The organism is Pseudomonas sp. M20, assembly GCF_045037865.1.
Classification (GTDB): domain Bacteria; phylum Pseudomonadota; class Gammaproteobacteria; order Pseudomonadales; family Pseudomonadaceae; genus Aquipseudomonas.
Map to the genome: position 1 here is coordinate 3,324,383 of NZ_CP173611.1, position 18,210 is coordinate 3,342,592.

Annotated in this window: 15 protein-coding genes; 14 read left to right on the top strand and 1 reads right to left on the bottom strand. The window is 60.6% G+C overall.

The window, feature by feature from the left end:
• Window positions 1-135 precede the first annotated feature (135 nt).
• Window positions 136-1,833, bottom strand: coding sequence for a sulfatase-like hydrolase/transferase (locus ACI514_RS14760; RefSeq protein WP_405124162.1), 1,698 nt, complete (start codon window positions 1,831-1,833; stop codon window positions 136-138).
• A gap of 387 nt (window positions 1,834-2,220) precedes the next feature.
• On the opposite strand from ACI514_RS14760, the gene ACI514_RS14765 reads away from it, so the two are divergent.
• From ACI514_RS14765 to ACI514_RS14830, 14 genes are all read left to right on the top strand, one after another.
• A complete protein-coding gene (locus ACI514_RS14765) occupies window positions 2,221-3,573 on the top strand; it encodes a UDP-glucose/GDP-mannose dehydrogenase family protein (RefSeq protein WP_160057252.1) in 1,353 nt (450 codons plus the stop codon).
• Complete coding sequence (locus ACI514_RS14770; RefSeq protein WP_405124163.1) at window positions 3,570-4,607, top strand: NAD-dependent epimerase; 1,038 nt, start codon at window positions 3,570-3,572, stop codon at window positions 4,605-4,607. Before ACI514_RS14765 ends, ACI514_RS14770 begins: the two co-directional genes overlap by 4 nt.
• Before the next feature lie 18 nt (window positions 4,608-4,625).
• Window positions 4,626-5,372 carry a sugar transferase gene (locus ACI514_RS14775; RefSeq protein ID WP_122854624.1) on the top strand — a complete coding sequence of 249 codons (747 nt, stop codon included), beginning with the start codon at window positions 4,626-4,628 and terminating at the stop codon, window positions 5,370-5,372.
• The gene (locus ACI514_RS14780) at window positions 5,372-6,019 is read left to right on the top strand and encodes a CpsD/CapB family tyrosine-protein kinase (RefSeq protein ID WP_405124164.1); all 648 of its coding nucleotides are present in this window, start codon (window positions 5,372-5,374) and stop codon (window positions 6,017-6,019) included. Before ACI514_RS14775 ends, ACI514_RS14780 begins: the two co-directional genes overlap by 1 nt.
• Window positions 6,020-6,040: 21 nt before the next feature.
• Entirely contained in the window at window positions 6,041-7,063 is a 1,023-nt protein-coding gene (locus ACI514_RS14785) for a polysaccharide biosynthesis/export family protein (protein WP_038369600.1), read from the top strand.
• 16 nt (window positions 7,064-7,079) lie between these two features.
• Window positions 7,080-8,669, top strand: a complete 1,590-nt coding sequence (locus ACI514_RS14790; protein WP_122600406.1) for a Wzz/FepE/Etk N-terminal domain-containing protein — start codon at window positions 7,080-7,082, stop codon at window positions 8,667-8,669.
• Window positions 8,666-9,757: a glycosyltransferase family 4 protein gene (locus ACI514_RS14795; protein ID WP_160057250.1), complete on the top strand. Its 1,092-nt coding sequence runs from the start codon at window positions 8,666-8,668 to the stop codon at window positions 9,755-9,757. Before ACI514_RS14790 ends, ACI514_RS14795 begins: the two co-directional genes overlap by 4 nt.
• Window positions 9,754-11,121 (top strand): O-antigen ligase family protein, encoded by a 1,368-nt coding sequence (locus ACI514_RS14800; protein WP_405124165.1) that lies wholly within the window; start codon window positions 9,754-9,756, stop codon window positions 11,119-11,121. Before ACI514_RS14795 ends, ACI514_RS14800 begins: the two co-directional genes overlap by 4 nt.
• A complete protein-coding gene (locus ACI514_RS14805) occupies window positions 11,118-12,086 on the top strand; it encodes a glycosyltransferase (protein WP_160057248.1) in 969 nt (322 codons plus the stop codon). The genes ACI514_RS14800 and ACI514_RS14805 overlap by 4 nt, the downstream gene beginning before the upstream one ends.
• The gene (locus tag ACI514_RS14810) at window positions 12,079-13,215 is read left to right on the top strand and encodes a glycosyltransferase (RefSeq protein WP_095047547.1); all 1,137 of its coding nucleotides are present in this window, start codon (window positions 12,079-12,081) and stop codon (window positions 13,213-13,215) included. Before ACI514_RS14805 ends, ACI514_RS14810 begins: the two co-directional genes overlap by 8 nt.
• A gap of 13 nt (window positions 13,216-13,228) precedes the next feature.
• Entirely contained in the window at window positions 13,229-14,230 is a 1,002-nt protein-coding gene (locus ACI514_RS14815) for a polysaccharide deacetylase family protein (protein WP_405124166.1), read from the top strand.
• Window positions 14,227-15,534: an oligosaccharide flippase family protein gene (locus ACI514_RS14820; RefSeq protein ID WP_405124167.1), complete on the top strand. Its 1,308-nt coding sequence runs from the start codon at window positions 14,227-14,229 to the stop codon at window positions 15,532-15,534. Before ACI514_RS14815 ends, ACI514_RS14820 begins: the two co-directional genes overlap by 4 nt.
• The gene (locus ACI514_RS14825; RefSeq protein ID WP_405124168.1) at window positions 15,531-17,450 is read left to right on the top strand and encodes a hypothetical protein; all 1,920 of its coding nucleotides are present in this window, start codon (window positions 15,531-15,533) and stop codon (window positions 17,448-17,450) included. The genes ACI514_RS14820 and ACI514_RS14825 overlap by 4 nt, the downstream gene beginning before the upstream one ends.
• Window positions 17,451-17,518: 68 nt before the next feature.
• Window positions 17,519-18,208, top strand: coding sequence for an N-acetyltransferase (locus ACI514_RS14830; RefSeq protein WP_405124169.1), 690 nt, complete (start codon window positions 17,519-17,521; stop codon window positions 18,206-18,208).
• Window positions 18,209-18,210: the final 2 nt, after the last annotated feature.

Genomic DNA, 18,210 nt, shown 5'->3' on the forward strand with positions numbered 1-18,210 from the left:
ATGGCGATGACAGACTTGAACTCAGCGTTGAATTGACCGGCCCCTTCGCGAGCAGGCTCGCTCCCACAGGTTGATCGCGTTCCAAATGTGGGAGCGAGCCTGCTCGCGAAAGCGTCAGCCCAGCCAACTCAAAACTTACTGCCCGACTGCCACACTCGCCGGCGCCTGCGTCGGCGTGACAATGCTGCCCAGATCAATGTGCTTCCACTCAGGCTTGGCCCCCAACCGCGCATTGAAGCGGTAGTTGAACGTAAATTCATCCGCCGTCGCGACACTCAGTGGCTTGCCATAAACAGCCTCGATCCCCGCCAGGTCGTAGCCCATCAACTGCAGCAGGGTCGGGAAGATGTTGTAGTGGCTGGAACGATCCTTGTTCGCCGCCAATTGCGCCGACCAGTCCAGCGTCTTTAGAGCGCTGCCCTGAATCACCACCAACGGCACCAGGCCCTCCTCCTCCACCGGATCGCCGCCGCAGTGAGTGTTCAAACCCGGATTACCGCGTTCGTGCAGATCCTGGCCATGATCAGAGGTATAGATCAGTAACGCATTGTTCAGACTGGCCTCGGCGAACACCCGCGCAAAAAACTCACCGACATTCCACAACACGGTGTTCTTGTAGGCATTGCGGTACAGCACCCAGTCATCCGGCTGGCCATTGAAACCGTTGCGCTCGCCGGTATCGGCCACCTCGGTGAACTGCCCGCGCGGCAAGGTCGGGCGGTAAGCCATGAACGCATCCGGGTATTTGTCATGCACCGGGAAGTGCGCGCCGACCTTGTTGATCACCACCAGCTCCGGCTTGTCATCGTTGAGCAATTCGATGAGCTTCGCCGCTGCCGCCATGTCGCGATCGCGCACGCTGGTCTGGTCGAATTGCACGAACTGGTCGATGTCCTTCTTTTCGGTATCGGTCATCAGATTCTGCAGATTGCCGGCGGTGCGCTGGGCGTCGATGTACACGGTGCGCAGCCCAGCCTTCTTGGCGTACTGCCAGATCGACGGCAGCGTGGTGTTGATGCGCATGTAATCGGCGCGGGTGCCGCCGTAACGCAGGGTCACGTTGGTGTCGGCGCTGCAATTGGCAATGGACGCGGCGTAGCCGTAATTGAAGATGTCGACGCCGGGGTGCGCCTGCTTGAGATTGCTGTGCACACCGAACGGCGCGTTGATATCCAGATAATTGCCGGAAATGCTTTCGTCGATGATCAGCACGATGTCATGGCCGACCGCTTGCGAGGTGCGCGCCAGTGTCACCGGTTCGCGCGGGCCGACCGTGTTATGCAGTGCTTCGTAGGCAAACAGATTCAGATAGGCCAGCGGCGTGTACATGATCGGCAAGCCACGAGCGCCCTCTCCCGCACGCAAGAACAGCACGGCACTGAGCAGCAACACGCCGCACAACGGCGCCGCCACACGCAGCGCGTTGGGAATCGCCAGACCATGGCGGGGCTTCAGACCGATGCCGAGTAGCAACAGCAAACCGCTGAGCACGCCACGCAGGAGCGCGTCCCGGTACTGGTACGCCGCCTCCTGGATGAAACCGCCGGAGTAAACCAATGAGACGAAACCGCTGTAGGTCAGGTAATCCGCCGTGACCCGGGTATAGACATCGAAAAACACTGCCGAGACAAACATTGCCAATGCGAACACGTGGCGAATGAGAGCCTGCCTTATATACGCCATTAGATATAACGCAAAAGTAAGCGCCAAAAACATCGCGCCAAAAAGAAGTACAGCAAAACCGAGGCCGATAGCATTTAACCGATCAATGTAATATTCGGAATAAATCAACAAATAAACAATTAAGAACAATTCTTTGGCATATTTGAACATGGCGATACCGATCGGGCAAAACGGCAGGGAGTCAAAGGTTTGTCAGTCAGAACCTGACACTAGCACCCAGCCATCAAAGCGCAAGAATTGACTGTTTTCTGTAGAAAGCGTCAAAAAAACGGTGACTCAAATCTGACACAACCGAAACGCTACAAGCCTTTAAATTAGCGGCCTACGACCGTTTATCGCATATTTTAAATCTGAACAAATCTGCACAAAAGCAACAAATTCAATCGCAGCAATGACTTGATGGCCAATCGCCAAAAAATGCTCAAGTGTTATACAGATGCAACATGTCATTTTGCTGACACGCTTTTCAAACGCTGCGCTATACCCCTTTAACTATCTCATTCCGTAGTTAACTTTTGGTGTTATTGAGGTGCGCAGATGGACGTGAGCGTATTTGGCACTGGCTATGTCGGACTTATACAAGCCGCCGCACTTGCAGATGTCGGTCATCGCGTTTTATGCGTGGACATTGACCCAAACAAAATTAAACAACTGCAACAAGCAGTGCCGCCCATTAGCGAGCCAGGTTTATCGAGCACGCTTGAGGAAAACATCAAGGCCGGCCGTCTGTTGTTCAGTACTCAGGCCAGCGACGCGGTCGAGCATGCCGAGTTGATTTTCATCGCCGTCGGCACCCCGGCCGATGAGGATGGCTCTGCCGACCTCAGTCACGTGCTCAACGTTGCCCGGCAAATCGCCTCGTACATGGAGGCCGATCGCACATTGATCATCAAATCGACGGTGCCGGTCGGCACGGCGGATCAGGTGTTGGCCGCCGCCAACAGCGAACTGCAACGCCGCGATAAGAGCAGCCTGACAGTGCGGGTGGTGTCCAACCCGGAATTCCTCAAGGAAGGTAGCGCCCTCGCCGACTGCATGCGCCCGGATCGGATCATCGTCGGCACCCGTGACGATGTAGCCCGCGAGCAGATGAGCGAGTTGTACGCACCGTTCTGCCGCAACCGCGAAAAACTGATGTTCATGGACAACCGCAGCGCCGAGCTGACCAAGTACGCGGCCAACGCCATGCTTGCCACGCGCATCAGCTTCATGAATGAGCTGGCCAATCTCACCGAACTGCTTGGCGCCGACATCGAAGCGGTGCGCAAAGGCATCGGCTCTGATCCGCGCATCGGCTACCACTTCATCTATCCGGGCTGCGGCTTCGGTGGCTCGTGCTTTCCCAAAGACCTGCGCGCCCTGCTGCACACCGCCGAACACAACGGCATGCCGCTGAAGTTGCTGCGCAGCGTCACCGACGTCAACGACCTGCAGCGGCACATCCTCTTCAGCAAACTCAAAGCACAGTTCCCGCAGGGCCTGGCGGGTAAATCGATCGCGATCTGGGGCCTGGCATTCAAGCCAAACACCGATGACATGCGCGAAGCCCCGAGCCGTTATCTGATGGATGCGCTGTGGGCCGAAGGTGCCAGCGTGCAAGCCTACGACCCGGAGGCCATGTCCGAATGCCGGCGCATTTACGGTTACCGTAACGATTTGCACCTGTGCGCGACCCGCGACGACACCCTGGAAGACGCCGACGCACTGGTGATCTGCACCGAGTGGAAAAACTTCCGTGTGGTCGATTTCGAGTTGCTCGCCGAAAAGCTGCGCTCGAAGGTAATCATCGACGGCCGCAATCTGTACAACCCGGAACAAGTGGCGGCCGCCGGCCTGCATTACAGCGGCATCGGCTTGCGCCACATTGCCCCTGAAGGACTACGGCCATGAAGGTCTTGGTCACCGGTGCGGCCGGTTTCATTGGTGCCCATTGCGTACTGCGGCTGCTGCGCGACGGGCATTCAGTGGTCGGTCTGGACAATTTCAACGGCTACTACGACCCGCAGCTCAAGCACGACCGCGTGCAGTGGGTGCGTGAGCAGGCCGGCGATTTCCAGCTCGCTACGGTTGACCTGGCCGATGCCTCGGCCATCGAAGAACTGTTTGTCCGCGAACGTCCGCAAGTGGTGATCCACCTCGCGGCGCAGGCCGGGGTGCGTTACTCGCTGGAAAATCCACGTGCGTATCTGGACAGCAATCTCAACGGTTTTCTGAACATTCTGGAAAGCTGCCGGCATCACCCGGTCGAGCACCTGATCTACGCGTCGTCGAGTTCAGTCTACGGCGCCAACCAGCACACACCTTACTCGGTGCAGGACGGCGTCAATCACCCGTTGTCGCTGTACGCCGCGACCAAGAAAGCCAATGAACTGATGGCGCACAGTTACAGCCACCTGTTCGGCATTCCCTGCACCGGCCTGCGTTTTTTTACCGTGTACGGGCCGTGGGGCCGGCCAGACATGTCGCCGATCCAGTTCGCCCGGGCGATCAGCGAAGGCACGCCGCTGAAGCTGTTCAACTACGGCGAGCACCAGCGCGACTTCACCTACATCGACGACATCATCGAAAGCATCGCCCGCCTCATCAAGCAGCCACCGCAGGTCAATCCGCAGTGGGATCGCGAGCAGCCCGACCCGGCCAGCAGCATGGCGCCGTGGCGCCTGTTCAATATCGGCGGGCAGCACCCGGTCGAGCTGAAAACCTATCTGGCGCTGCTGGAAAAGCACCTCGGTCAGACCGCCATTGTCGAGTTGCTGCCGCTGCAACCGGGCGACGTGCTCAACACTTGCGCCGAGGCCAGCGATCTGGCCCAGGCCACCGGATTTCAGCCCCGGATAGAGCTGGATGAGGGACTCGGACGCTTTATCGCCTGGTTCCGCGACTACTACCCCACTGCCTATCGCCCACGCGCCGTTCGCGGCTGAATTACTGTGGAGGACTCCATGACTGGACATGAGAAAGGTGTACCGATCCTAGAAATGCGCCGCGACAAGCGCGTGGATCCCGAGCACCGAATGCGGCTCGACGCGGCGATTCATCGCCAGGGTCGCGGCTGGTTCACGGGCCGCGACGGCGGTCGCCCATGGCAACTGTCACGCACCAATCGCGTGGTCGCTTGCCTCGGTGCGCTGATGATTCTGCTGCTGATTTCGCCGTTGTTGATTGGTCTGGCGCTGACCATCAAATTCACCAGCGAAGGCCCGGTGATGTTCGTGCAGAAACGCACCGGTTATCGCGGGCGCAAATTCGGCATGTACAAATTCCGCACCATGGTCGCCAACGCCGAAGAGTTGAAAGAGTCACTGCGTCACCTCAACAAGCACGGTGCCGACGCGATCGATTTCAAGATCGACCACGACCCGCGCATCACCCGCATCGGCGGTTTCCTGCGGCGCACCAGCCTTGATGAACTGCCCAACCTGATCAATGTAGTGACCGGCGACATGCGCCTGGTCGGCCCGCGTCCGACCTCGTTCAACGCCTATCGCTACAAGGACAATCACCTCGCGCGTCTGGCGATCTACCCCGGCATGACCGGCCTGTGGCAGATCTCCGGACGCAGCAATATCGACTTCGACCAGCGCGTTGAGTTGGACCTCAGCTACATCGCCGAGCAGAGCCTTCTGCTTGATCTGAAGATTCTGTTGAAAACCCCCTTCAAAGTATTCAGCGGCCACGGAGCAAGCTAATGGACGGTTCAACCAACAAAAGCCTGAGCATCGCCACCCCCAGCGAATCGAACCTGACCTCGACCGTGCTGGATCTCGATCTGCGGATCCTGTTCCTGACCGCCGCCAACCCCGGCTCAGGCACCACCACCAGTGCGCTGGCGCTGGCCAGCCAACTGGCACAAATGAGTAGCGGCCAAGTATTGCTGGTCGATGCCAGTCAGTCGGCGAGCAACCTCACCCAGCAGTTGAACCTGAACAAGGAGCGCGGCCTGCGCGACTTGCTGTTCAACCCCGACAACCCGCCGCTGTTGCAGGACTGCGTGGTGCAGGTCTCAAGCCTGCCGTTCCACGTGCTGCCCAATGGCCGGCCGATCCGCACCCTGGAGCACCTGACCGCCGAGCGTCTGAGCCCGTTGCTTGATCAATTGGGCAGCCAGTATCGCTTTGTGGTGATCGATGGCGACGCGGTGTACTCCGACGCCGACACGCTGGTCATCAGCACGCAAGTCGATGGCGTGGTGCTTGTCGTACGCGCCGAAGACACGCGCTGGGAAGTCGCGCAAGCCGCCGTGCAACGCCTGACTCAGGCCGGGGCAAAAGTGGTCGGTAGCGTGTTCAACCGGCGCAAGTACTACATGCCCAAATGGCTTTACAAAAACCTGTAAGCGAACGCAAAGGATGACGCCATGAACGCCAAAATGCTTGTCCTGCTGTTGCTGCCGCTTGCAGGCTGCTCCAGCAATTCCGACACCCGCAACATGCCGGTGAATATCCTCACCGCCACACCGGCCAATGCGCAAGCTACCGACATGCCGAGGGTCGAGCAGACCCTGCGCCCGAAAGACGTGCTGGATGTGATTTTCCACATCAGTACCAGCGGCTCGGACGCTTATCGCGTGCAGTCGGGTGACCAGATCGGCCTGAACTTCACCGCCGCCAGTCAGCTCAACGGCACGCAACTGGTGCTGCCTGACGGCACCATCGAACTGCCGGGCGCCAACACCTCGGTGAAAATTGCCGGGCTGACCAGCGACGAGGCGCGGCAGGAAATCCAGCGCGCCTATCAACGCAAGCAGTTGTTCCAGCCCAACCGCAATCAACTCTCGGTGCAGATTCTCAGCCCGCTGAGCAACGAGCAAAACCTCAAAAGCGCGCTTAACCACCCGGCCACCGGCATGAGCCGCGAAATCACCGTCGGCACCGATGGCTATGCGAGTTTTCCGGAAATAGGCGCCGTGCCGCTGCAAGGCATGACGGTCAATCAACTGGAAACCTTCCTCAACAGCAAATACGCGCAACTGCCGGGACGGATGACGGTGGATGTGCTGCTGAAATCCACCGCCGGCAACGAGATCTACGTGCTCGGCGAAGTCGCTCAGCCGGGCTCGTACCCGATCCGCCGGCCGGTGTCGGTGCTTGAGGCGCTGACCCTGGCACGCGGTACCAATGTCAAGGCGCGTCTCGATTCGGTGGTGATCATGCGGCGCAACGGCAATCAGGTGCAGGCCATGAACTACGACGTCGAGAAAGCGCTGTCGGGCGATGCGCCACAGATCGCCTACCTGCAACCGGACGACATGCTCTACGTACCGAAAACCAAACTGGCCAGCGCCGGCGAACTCGCCCGCCAACTGGCCGATGTGGTGCTGTTCCAGGGCGTGGGGTTCAGCTTCGGCTACCGCGTCGACAACAAAGGCAGTGACAACTGACTCTCAGGTGAACGACATGAACCCAAAAGAAAATTACCTGCACGAGTTCTTCAGGATTTTCTTCGCCAACAAGCAACTGGTGAAGCGCATCTTCCTGATCTTTGCAGTGATCGCGCTGTTGCTGCCGCTGTTGCTCAAACAGAGCTTCGATATCACCGCGCAGGTGATCGTGCAGTCGAAAAAACTGTCTCAGGGCGATGCGACCACCTCGCTGACCCAGGACAACGCCACCTTCATTCCGCCATCGCTGGCGGACATGGAAACCGAAAGCAACATCCTCCGTTCGCCGGCACTGATTCGTCAGACCATCAGCGAACTGCGCGACCAGGGTCAGTACAACCCGCCGCCGGGGATGCTCAGCAAACTGGCCGAACCGTTCAAGCGTTATGTCAGCACGCCGCTGCGCGAATACGTGATCAATCCGCTGCGTGATGCACTGGGGATGGAAACCGATCCGGTGCGCGACACGGCACTGGACGGCTTGACCCAGGAGGCCATCGACAATCTGAAGATCGAAACCCTGCCGGGTTCCAATGTCATCTCGATCGTCTACAGCTTCCCCGATCCCGCCCAGGGCACGACGTTCGTTGCCACGCTGTTGCGCAACTATCTGGTCGATCGTCAGGCGTTGCAATCGATCGAGCTGCCGCACTCGTTCTACGAGACCAAGAAGCTTCAGTATCAGGTCCGCCTCGACGGTCTGGAAGGCGAGCGGCTGAGCCTGCTGGAAAGCGTCGGTTCGTCCGATCCGAAAGAGGAAATCACCTTTCGCCTCAACGCGATCAACACCGAAGAGCAGGCACTCAACCTGTATCGCGATCGCTTGCTGCAAAGCCAGCGCTGGCTCGATTACCTGAAAACCAGCCTGGCCACCGCCAACACCAACAAACTCAATGACTACACCTTTCCGTTCACCTTCACGACGACGGTGGACAACATCGCGTTCGAGGATCGCGAGATCCGGCAGATGGGCGAGGCGCTGACCACTCAGGTCAGCCGCTATATGAACGACCTCGCGATATTTCAGCCCAGCAGCGAACCGATGTTGCTGGCCCGCGAGCAGATTGCCCGGACACGCCAGCAGTTCCTCAAAGTGGTCAACAACCGCATCCAGGAACGCACGATCGACCTGTCGGTGGTCAGCCAGGTCATCGAGCAGAAAACCGCGCGCATTGCCGAGTTCAAGAATCGCATCCATCAATTGCAGCAGACCCAAAGCAAGCTGCGCCAGATGGACACCGAGATCGGCGCATTGCATGCAGCGTTCTCAACCTATGCGCAACGCTTTGCCGAAAGCAGCACGACGCGAGCGCTGGATAACGACTTGTCCAACGCCCGTGTCTTGAGCCCGCCGTATGAACCGACCGAGGCGGCGTTTCCGAAACCGATGCTGATCATTCCGTTTGGTCTGCTCACCGGTCTGCTGCTGGCCATTGCCTTCGTCTATGTACGTGAGTTCTTCGATCACCGCTTCAAGCATCCTGCGCAAATCAGCCATGAACTGGGCCTGCCGGTGCTGTTGGTGCTCAACGAAGAAACATCGCAGCCGGGCAATCCGCACAAGAACTGGACCGTGCCGAGCCTGGTTCACTGGGTGCGCAATTGAACGCGGCGTCTACCCCGTGCGTCGCCCTGCCGATCATTCATTTGCTCAGCAGCGGCGGCTTCTACGGAGCCGAGCGGATGTTGCTGGATCATTGCCTGGCGACGCCGGGGCAGCACCAGGTGCTGTTCCTCGATGCGCCACCAGAGCTGATCGAGCGCTTTCGCGAGGCCGGGGTGGACGCTCGCGCCTGTGCCGGGCTCGGCGGACTGCTGTGGCACTTGCATCAGCGCCGTAGTGACAAGCCGTTGCTCAACACGCACAACTTCAAAGGGCTACTGTTCGGCTGGTTCGGCGCCACTGTGTTGCGCCTGCCGCTGGTGATCACTCAGCACGGTTTCACCCCGCGCAGTCGCAAGCAGAAGTTCTACACCTGGCTAAGCCTGCAACTGTGCCGCACGGCCTCGGTGAAGCGGGTGGTCTGCGTCGCGCAAAGCATCGCTGTGCTGCACCGTCAGGCCGGCGTCCGTGCCGAGAAGTTGCAGGTGATTCCCAACGGTTTGCCAGCGGCGCCTGCGCTGCCGCCGGCACTGGAACGACAACGCTGGCTGGTCGGTTACGTCGGTCGGTTGAGCAGCGAGAAAGGCCCGGATCTGTTTCTCGATGCGCTGATTGCGTTGTGTCACCAGCATCCGCAACTGGACGCCGTGATGCTCGGTGACGGTCCGGAACGTGAGGCCTTGCAGGCGCGTATCGACGCTGCCGGTTTACCACAGCGGATTCGCTTGCCGGGCTATCAGACGGCGATGCAAGGCTGGTGGCAGCAACTCGATGCGCTGGTGATCAGCTCGCGCACCGAGGGTACGCCGATGATTCTGCTCGAAGCGATGCAGGCCGGTGTGCCGGTGGTGGCGTTCGCGATCGGTGGCATTCCCGATGTCTTGCAGGACCGCCACAACGGCCTGCTCGCCGCACCGACCGATACCGCCGCCCTCGCCCGTCAGCTCGACACGTTGCTGGCCGAACCGAAGCTGGCCGCACAACTACGCGACAACGCCAGACGCACACAACAGGAACGCTACGACCTCAAGGCTTTGGCTGAACGCTGGTCGCAGCTGTACATCCACACGGCACCGGAGGCACGCGCATGATTTTCCCGCTCTCGATCGTCAGCCTGCTGGCACTGGTCTGCATGGCTTTGCTGGTCAGTCCTTATCCGTATCTGGCGCCGGGGGCGGTGTTGGGGCTGCTGGGTTTCACGGTGCTGTACCGCAAACCGTCGTGGGGCCTGCTGGGCATTGCCGCGCTGGTGCCGTTTGAAGGGTTCTTCAAGGACAGCGCGTTATCCGGGAGCAAATTGATCGGTGCTTCGCTGGCGCTGATCCTGGCGTTGCAACTGGCATTGCATCAGATTCCATCGCAGCGCCTGCGCAGCAATCTGTGGCGCTACCTGATCGGCTTCATGGCGCTGTACCTGCTGAGCCTGCTCGCCACCGACAACATGGGCATGTCACAGAGTCATCTGCGTGAACTGAGCGTGGGCCTGATTCTGTTCGTGATCACCTTGTTGGTCGGCCGCGAGCTGAACCTCGATCTGTTCGCCCGGCTGGTCACGCTCAGCGTCAGCGCCACCTGCGCGATGGCGATGTTTTCCAGCCGATTCCAGGACAAGGGCCGCGCCGCCGGCCTGCTCGAAGACCCGAATGCCTTTGCTCTGCTGATCGCCTTCGCCGTGCCGCTGGGCCTGCTGTTGGTGATTCGCGGCCCGAATCTGCTGCACCGTCTGTTCTGGGCGGGCTGCTGTCTTTTGCTGCTCGGCGGCATGACCAAAACGGAGTCGCGCTCGGGCTTGGTGGTACTGGCCTTGAGTCTGGCGATCGGGGTCTGGCATTACCGCCAGCACCTCAACCGCATCCGCCCCCGGCATTTCGGATTCGCCATGCTCGGCGCGGCCATCGTGCTGCCATTGGCGATGTATGCGATGCCTGCCGGTTACCTGGCGCGCATCCAGTCGCTGAGTATCTTGAGCGCCGGGGCCAAGGCTCAGGATGAATCCCTCGGCCGTCGCGCCTCGTACATTGTCGTCGGCAGCCAGATCATCCGCGAACATCCGCTGCTCGGCTCCGGCCCCGGGACCTTCCCGTTGCACTATGCGACCACCGGTTATGCCAAGGCATTCTCGGCCAACCGCAAGATCGGCGACCTGTATCGCCGCGCGCATAACACTTATCTGGAGATTTTCAGCGAATTGGGGATTCCCGCCGGCCTGCTGTTTGTCGGCATGCTCGTGCAGGGTTTCTACAACCTGATCCGCGCACGACGCGAATGGCTGCAACGGCGCGAGTGGCAGCACGCCGACCTGATGACCCATCTGGGAATGAGTTTTCTGTCGTTGACGTTGTTCCTGATGTTTCTCAGCGCGCCGAACCTCAAATACCTGTGGATCATGCTTGCACTGACCTGGGTGCTGCGCCTGAAAGCCGAGCAAGCACCGCTGACGGAGGCCAGGGCATGAGCCGGATCAGCATCGTCATTCCGATGTACAACGAGGCACGGCACATCGGCCGCACCCTCCTGGCCGCTCGCAAAGCCGCGAACGCCGCCGACATCGACTGTGAACTGATCGTCGTCGACAACGGTTCCACTGATGACGGGCCACAGATCGCTCGCGCCTTCGGCGCACAGGTGCTGGTGCTGCCCGGCCTGCTGATCGGCGCTTTGCGCAATCGTGGCGCAACGGTTGCCAGCGGTGAATGGCTGGCGTTCATTGATGCCGATATCGAAATGCCCGAAGACTGGCTGAACGAATTGTTCGCTCTCGAAGCGCAGAATCAGGGCGACATTTTTGGCCTGGATCTGCACACCCCCGCCGCCGCGCCGTGGTACGCGACCGCCTGGCAACGGCGCATGTTGCGTCCATCAGCGCACGCCAATCGCACCGTGGACTGGCTGCCCAGCGCCAACCTGTTGATGCGCAAACGCTGGTTTGACCTCGTCGGCGGATTCAACGAAACCCTGCGCACCGGCGAAGACAAGGAATACACCTTGCGTCTGAGCACACAGGGCGCTCGGCTGCTGTCGACCAGTAACAGCATCGCCCTGCATTGGGGCTACGAAATGAACTGGCGCGAGTGGATGGGCAAGGAGCTGTGGCGCCAGGGCAGCCACCTGCAGTTGCTGCGCACCCATGGCATGAGCCTGCGCCTGCTGCGTTTTCCTCTGCTGTCGTTGCTGGTCTGGATGACGGATTTTCTACTGATCGTTGCCTTGCTCGCCGGCCTCGCGCAGCTCGCGGTGATCCTGCTGGTGCTGACCCTGCTGCCGAGTCTGATGCTCAGCGTGCGGCAGAGTATCAAGCACCACAACGCTCGCCTCACCTTGCAACTGTGGGGTCTGCACTGGTTACGCCTGCACCTGCCCAGCGCGGCACTTGTTCTCAGTCTGTGTCATTGGAACGCCAGGAGGCCCGCCCGTGGCTGAATTCATTTTTTGCCTGTGCCTTGTGCTGCCGGCGTACGCCTACATTGGCTATCCGCTGCTGCTGACCTTGCTGGCGCCGCTGTTCCCGGCCTGGCGGCACGCGCCGGCACCGCCGCTGAACGTCAGCATCGTCATCGCCGCGCACAACGAGGCGCGACACATCGAGCACAAGTTGCGCACCCTGCTGGCCCAGGATTATCAGCCCGCCACGCTGCAGATCATTCTCGCCAGCGACGGTTCGAGCGATGACACCGTGGCCTGCGCGCACAAAGTGATCGATCCGCGCATCACCGTCCTCGACCTGCCGCGCCAGGGCAAGGCCGCCACACTGAATGCCGGCGTCGCCGTGAGCAGCGGCGACATTCTGGTGTTCACCGACGCCGACAACCAATGGTCGCGCGACACCCTCGGCCATTTGCTCGCGCCGTTGAGCGATCCGCAGGTCGGTGCCTGCGCCGGGCACATGGTGATCCCGGTCACCGGTGGCGGCCTGAGTATTGGCGACAGCCTCTATCGGCATTACGAAGGCTGGTTGCGCCGGGTCGAGAATCGCACCGGCTGCATGGTCTCCGCCGACGGCGCCCTGCTCGCCTTGCGCCGCGAGCTGTTCCAGAACGTACCGGCCGAGGTCAACGACGACTTCTTCATCAGTACCTGCGCGCCGGTCGCGCACAAACGCATTGTTTACGTCCCCCAGGCGCAAGTGATCGACCAGGGCGTCGACGAAGCGGGCAAGCAATGGCGCCGCCGCCAGCGGGTCACGGTCGGTGGCCTGCAAAGCCTGGCGCAACGCAGCGCCCTGCTGAACCCGTTCAAGTACGGCCTGTATTCCATCGCCTTGATCAGCCACAAACTGATCCGCCGCCTCGCGCCGATTCTCTTGCTGCCGCTGCTGCTGAGCAATTTCTGGCTGTGGAACGAGCACGGTTTCTATCGCCTGAGCCTGGTGGCGCAATTGCTCGGCTACGCGGTGGCCATCGCCGGCCTGCTGGATTCGCAACACCGTTTACCCAAACCGTTCCGCCTCGCAGCATTCCTGCTGGTGACGCTGGCCGGCATGAGCGTCGGTCTGTGGCAGTTCCTGCGCGGGCAACGCTACGCACAGTGGAATCCTGACCAGAATCGTTGAGAGGACTCATGCCATGGCGATCAAACAACTGCTAAAACGCACCAGCGGCTGGCTTTATCTCAACTCGTCAGTGGGGCGCAACCAGTTGCACGGTGCCGGGGTCATTCTGATGCTGCACCGGGTGCTGGCCAACGACCGTGCCGCCAACCTCCCGCACCGCAATGAACTGTGCGTCGGGCCCAAGGCCTTCGAGCATTTACTGCTGTGGCTGCGTCGGCATTTCGATTGCGTGCCGCTGATGGAAATCCTCCAGCCCAATTCGCTGCGCAGCGAGCGCCCACGGGTGGCGCTGACCTTTGATGACGGCTGGCGCGACAACGCGGTCAACGCCTTCCCCCTGCTGCAGAAACATCAGGTGCCGGCGAGCATTTTCCTCTCCACCGATTTCATCGGCAGCCGTCAGCGTTTCTGGTGGGAAAGCCTTGGCGAAACCCTGTGGGGCAGCCACGGTGAAAAAGCGCGGATGCACTTGATCGAGAGCCTGCAGTTCATTCATCACCCATTGCCGGTAATGCTCGATGACATCGATGTCGACCGCCGCAGCCTGGCGCTGCTGCATTTCCTCCAAGGGTTGAAGACGCTTGACCCGCAGGAACTGGAAAAACTCACCGATGAGTGCCCAGCCGAATCACAGCCGCAAGCGCTGGACTGGCATCAAGTGCGCGCGCTGGAGGCTTCCGGTCTGGTGCGCTTTGGCCCGCACGGTGCCAGCCACGCCATCCTCACCGGCCTTGATGATCAGCGCCTGAACGAAGAAATCAGCCGCAGCCGCGATGCCTTGTACAACGGCTGCAACCGCCCACTGCCGGTGTATTGCTACCCCAACGGCGACAACGATGAACGCGTGCGCGAGCAGATCGCCAATCACGATTATCCGTTCGCCCTCGGCACCGGCACCGGCATTTATCGCGGCGCAGGCGACCCGCTGAACCTGCCGCGCTTCGGCGTCAGTCAGCGCATCGCGTGCAATCCGGCGTTGTTGTCGTGGCGCATTTATCGCGGGGCACGGCCATGAGTCGCGGCAGCTACCTCAAGCATCTGGCCCTGAGCATGGGCACCAAACTGGCAATGATTGCCTTGCGCCTGCTGCGCAATGTGTTGCTGGCGCGGATTCTCGGCCCGAGTGAACGCGGTTTGTTCGCCCTGCTCAGCACCCTGCCGGATCTGATCAGCGCGGCTACCAGCGGCGGTTTGAATTCGGCAGTCGGTTATCAAGCGGCCAATCAGCGGCCGATGGGCTTGTTGCTCGCTCAGGTGTTGGTGTTCGGCTGTGTTCTGGCCGGACTGCTGACCTTGCTGGTGGTCGCGTTGGCCCGCGAGTTCGGCAGCGAACTGGATGTGACGATGCAGCTTGGTCTGTTGGCGTGGCTGTTGCTGCTGGCGGTGCCGTTGACCGTCCTTAAGAGCGGCTTGCTGACCTTGCACAACGCGTCGGGTGGTGTGGTCGCCTTCAATGTTCTGCGGCTGATCGAATCCCTGGCGCCGCTGCTGTTGTTTGTTGCGCTGTTCTGGATGTGGAAAGAGGCAGCACTCGAAGCCGCGCTGATCAGTTGGCTGGCCGGCATCAGTCTGGTGGTGCTGGTCGGCTGGATGTGGCTAAAACGCGCGCAGCCGCTGCAACTGCAATGGGACCGTGCGAGCCAGAACGAGCTGCTGCGATTCAGTGCGCGCAGCCATCCGGACCTGCTGTTTCAACAGATCATTCTGCGCTCCGACTACTTGTTTATCGGCGCCCTGCTGGGCAGTACCGCGCTCGGCCACTACGCCATGGCCAGCGCCGCCGCCGAACTGTTGCTGATCGTTCCGGAGGCGGTCACCACACCGCTGATGAAGCGACTGCTGCAACAGGACAAAGGCATGGACAAGGTCACTCCGCTGGCGCTGCGCCTGACCGCCACGGTGATGCTCGGCGCCTGCATCACCATGGCAGTGATCGGCGAATGGTTGATCGTCACGCTGTTCGGTGCGGCGTATCAACCGGCGTATCCGGCGCTGCTCGCGTTGCTGCCCGGTCTGCTGGGCCTGTGCTATGCGAGCATTCTGCGCCTGGATCTGATTGGCAAGGATCGCCCGGGCACGGTGTCGTTGCTGATGGGCATCGGCGCTCTGTTCAACCTGGCGCTGAATCTGCTGTTGATCCCTGCCTTCGGCATTGTCGGTGCAGCGGCGGCTTCATCAATCGCCTATCTGGCGGTGACGGTGGCGATGCTGGTGCTTTATTGCCGCTTGAGCAACGTGCCGTTCTGGCAAACCTTGATCATCCTGCCCAGCGACATCACCCCGATGTGGTTGATGCTGCAACGTCGGAAGACAGCATGAAACGCCTTGCCCTGCTGTTCGGACTCGGCCTGACGCTGGACGCCTACGCGGCGTCGATGCGCTGGGGCGATATCCGCGACGGCAGTTTGTATCTGCAGGCTGATCGCGCGGACACCGTGACCGTCAGCTGGGTGCCGGCGTGGCAGGCCGAGGCTAACGAAGAGCATCTTTACCTGCTCGACGGTCAGGGCAAGTTGCAGGGCGAACGGTTGATCAAGGCCAATGAAACCCGTGGCAGCCAGAGCTGGCCGCTGGCACCTGGCGCTGCGAGTTATCAACTGGAGATTCCCGGCTACAGCTTCCGCGGTTACCGGATCGAACATGACGAAAAAACCGTGGCGCTGTTTGCCCCGGCCAAGGTGCATTTCAGCGCGGAAGTACGTAACGCCACTGAGCTGTATTTCAGAGTCGCACCCGGCGAACACGCGGTGCTGGCCGGCAAGTTCCATGGCGGCGTCAGCGGTTTGCAGGCACAGCGGGTTGGCGATGGACAGCAACTGTCATTGGCACTGAAACCCTATCGTGCCTATTGGCAGTTCGATCAAGTTGCGCTGCCCGTCAGCGAACAACCGCAGGTCTGGCGCCTGCTTCTGCAAGGTAGGGGCAAAGCAGCATTCTGGCTCGACGGCACGGCCAATCTGTTTGCGCAAAATCCGCAGCAATTGCAGCCCTTGCGCGAAGATCCGGGGCAAACGCATTTGACCCTGCACGACAAAATTATCGGCCGCACGCCGGATCTGGGCATTGCTCTGCCGTACCTCGTGCCGCCACCCGCCAGCCATGCTTTACTTGATGCGCTGAGGCCTGGGGCAGCGAGTTACTACAGCTTCGTTGACGTCACCGCGAAGAATCCGCATTTCGAAGACGCGTTCCGTCAGCTTTATCAAAATCGCTTCGGCATTCGCCAGGACATCACCCTGCTCGCCGGCACCGGGCGTCAAGCCGATCTGCGCGCCGATGGACAAAGCAACAGCGGCCTCGACGCCTGGCTCGCCGGCACTCGCGCCCTGGGTGGCAAAGGCACGCATTACATCGGGTTCGCCGACGAGCCTAATCTCAACTATTCAAGCTACGAACAATACCGGGCGATCTTCAACAGCATGGCGCGGCAGGTGCGCAGCGACCCGGCCAACGCCAAGGCCGGCGTGCGCATCGCAATGCCGGCCAGTTCACGGCTGGTCAACGGACCGTTCACCGAAAACGCAGCGGACAAGCGCGGCATCGATTGGGCGCGGCGTCTACTCAGTGAATCCGCCGATCAGGTCGATGCCTTGGCCTGGCATGAATGGATGATTCGCGACTTGCTGGCGACCCGGGTTTACCGCGATAGCGTACGCCGCGCAGCAGACTTGGTGGGGCTGGACGCTAAAGGTCAGCCACGCAAAGCGTTGCTGCTCGACCAGACCAATCTGTCCAGTGGCTCAGCCCTGAGCCCCTACGATCAGGAAACCCATTACACCGCGCTGTGGTGGGCCTCGGTGGTGATCAACGCCTCTCAAGACGGCCTGCTGAGCATGCTCAACTGGTTTCAGGCCGCCGACGAACCGCCCTACGGCAAGGGCATGGTGCGCGTACATGACGATGGTCGCTTCGAGCTGAAACCGGTGGGCCTTGCCCAGCAATTCATCGCCCGGCATTGGCTGCCGCAAGTGCTGCAACTGGATAACGACGCTTTTGAGGTGGATGTCCTGGCGATGGCCGGCGACGAGCAGCGCGCACTGCTCGGGGTGAACAAAGGCACGCGCCTGCAACGGGTTGATCTGAGCGGTGCCAAGTGCCCGCTGAACCAAAGCGCCCTGCGTTTCTTCGGCGCTGACAATCGCAGCCGCGACATACCGTTTGCCTGCGAAAACGGGCGCGTACGTTTCGAATTACCGGGGCAAACCCTGTTTGCCCTGAACTGGAGCGCTTCATGAACCGCCCTTCGATGTTCTGTCCCGCGAGCCTCTTGCTGTGCGCGGGACCCTCAACAGGAGAAGAGACCATGGAAGTTTTGCAAAAACTCAGCGGACATATCCGTCGTAAAGGCCTGCGAGCGACCTTGGCGAAGATCCGCAGAATGTACATTTTTGCCCATCAGGAACTGCTGTGGATGGAGCGCGATCTGGTCAGCCCAGTGCCGCCACACAGCCTCAAGCCCTACCCGCCACTGCGCATGTTGAAGATCACCGAAAGCAACGCCAGCGCCTTTACCCGCTACTTCGGCAACCGCGTCGGCGTCATGGCCGAGCTGGCCAGTGACGGTCACACCGGGCACATGCATATCGACGACAACGGCGATGCCGTGGCGTTTATCTGGGGCACGCCACGCGACTATTTCGATCGGCATTACTACCGTTGCCGGTTCCCGGTTAAACCCGGCGAATTTTTCGAGTTCGGCGGCGAACTGACCCGTGCCTACTGGGGCACCGAATTGTCGGTAGATCTGCAACTGCGCCTGTGGGAAGCCATGGCCTTGAAAGGCTGCCGCAAAGTGGTCGATGTCTGTGACTCGAGCAATGTCCCGGCGCTCAAGCTGCACCTGCGCATGGGCTATACCGAACAACAGCGGATCATGAATATCTACACGCTGTTCGGCCGCTGGCGCTTTTATCGCGAAACCCGCTACAGCGGTTCGCGCCTGGCGGCGCTGGGTAAAACTTCCCGTCCACCTGTCAAAGCAACGGCGGCCTGAAC

Coding starts and splice junctions, on each gene's coding strand:
- ACI514_RS14800 (WP_405124165.1), top strand. CDS start 9,754: ATGATTTTCCCGCTCTCGATCGTCAGCCTGCTGGCACTGGTCTGCATG.
- ACI514_RS14805 (WP_160057248.1), top strand. CDS start 11,118: ATGAGCCGGATCAGCATCGTCATTCCGATGTACAACGAGGCACGGCAC.
- ACI514_RS14785 (WP_038369600.1), top strand. CDS start 6,041: ATGAACGCCAAAATGCTTGTCCTGCTGTTGCTGCCGCTTGCAGGCTGC.
- ACI514_RS14760 (WP_405124162.1), bottom strand. CDS start 1,833: ATGTTCAAATATGCCAAAGAATTGTTCTTAATTGTTTATTTGTTGATT.
- ACI514_RS14825 (WP_405124168.1), top strand. CDS start 15,531: ATGAAACGCCTTGCCCTGCTGTTCGGACTCGGCCTGACGCTGGACGCC.
- ACI514_RS14775 (WP_122854624.1), top strand. CDS start 4,626: ATGACTGGACATGAGAAAGGTGTACCGATCCTAGAAATGCGCCGCGAC.
- ACI514_RS14815 (WP_405124166.1), top strand. CDS start 13,229: ATGGCGATCAAACAACTGCTAAAACGCACCAGCGGCTGGCTTTATCTC.
- ACI514_RS14790 (WP_122600406.1), top strand. CDS start 7,080: ATGAACCCAAAAGAAAATTACCTGCACGAGTTCTTCAGGATTTTCTTC.
- ACI514_RS14830 (WP_405124169.1), top strand. CDS start 17,519: ATGGAAGTTTTGCAAAAACTCAGCGGACATATCCGTCGTAAAGGCCTG.
- ACI514_RS14820 (WP_405124167.1), top strand. CDS start 14,227: ATGAGTCGCGGCAGCTACCTCAAGCATCTGGCCCTGAGCATGGGCACC.
- ACI514_RS14770 (WP_405124163.1), top strand. CDS start 3,570: ATGAAGGTCTTGGTCACCGGTGCGGCCGGTTTCATTGGTGCCCATTGC.
- ACI514_RS14780 (WP_405124164.1), top strand. CDS start 5,372: ATGGACGGTTCAACCAACAAAAGCCTGAGCATCGCCACCCCCAGCGAA.
- ACI514_RS14765 (WP_160057252.1), top strand. CDS start 2,221: ATGGACGTGAGCGTATTTGGCACTGGCTATGTCGGACTTATACAAGCC.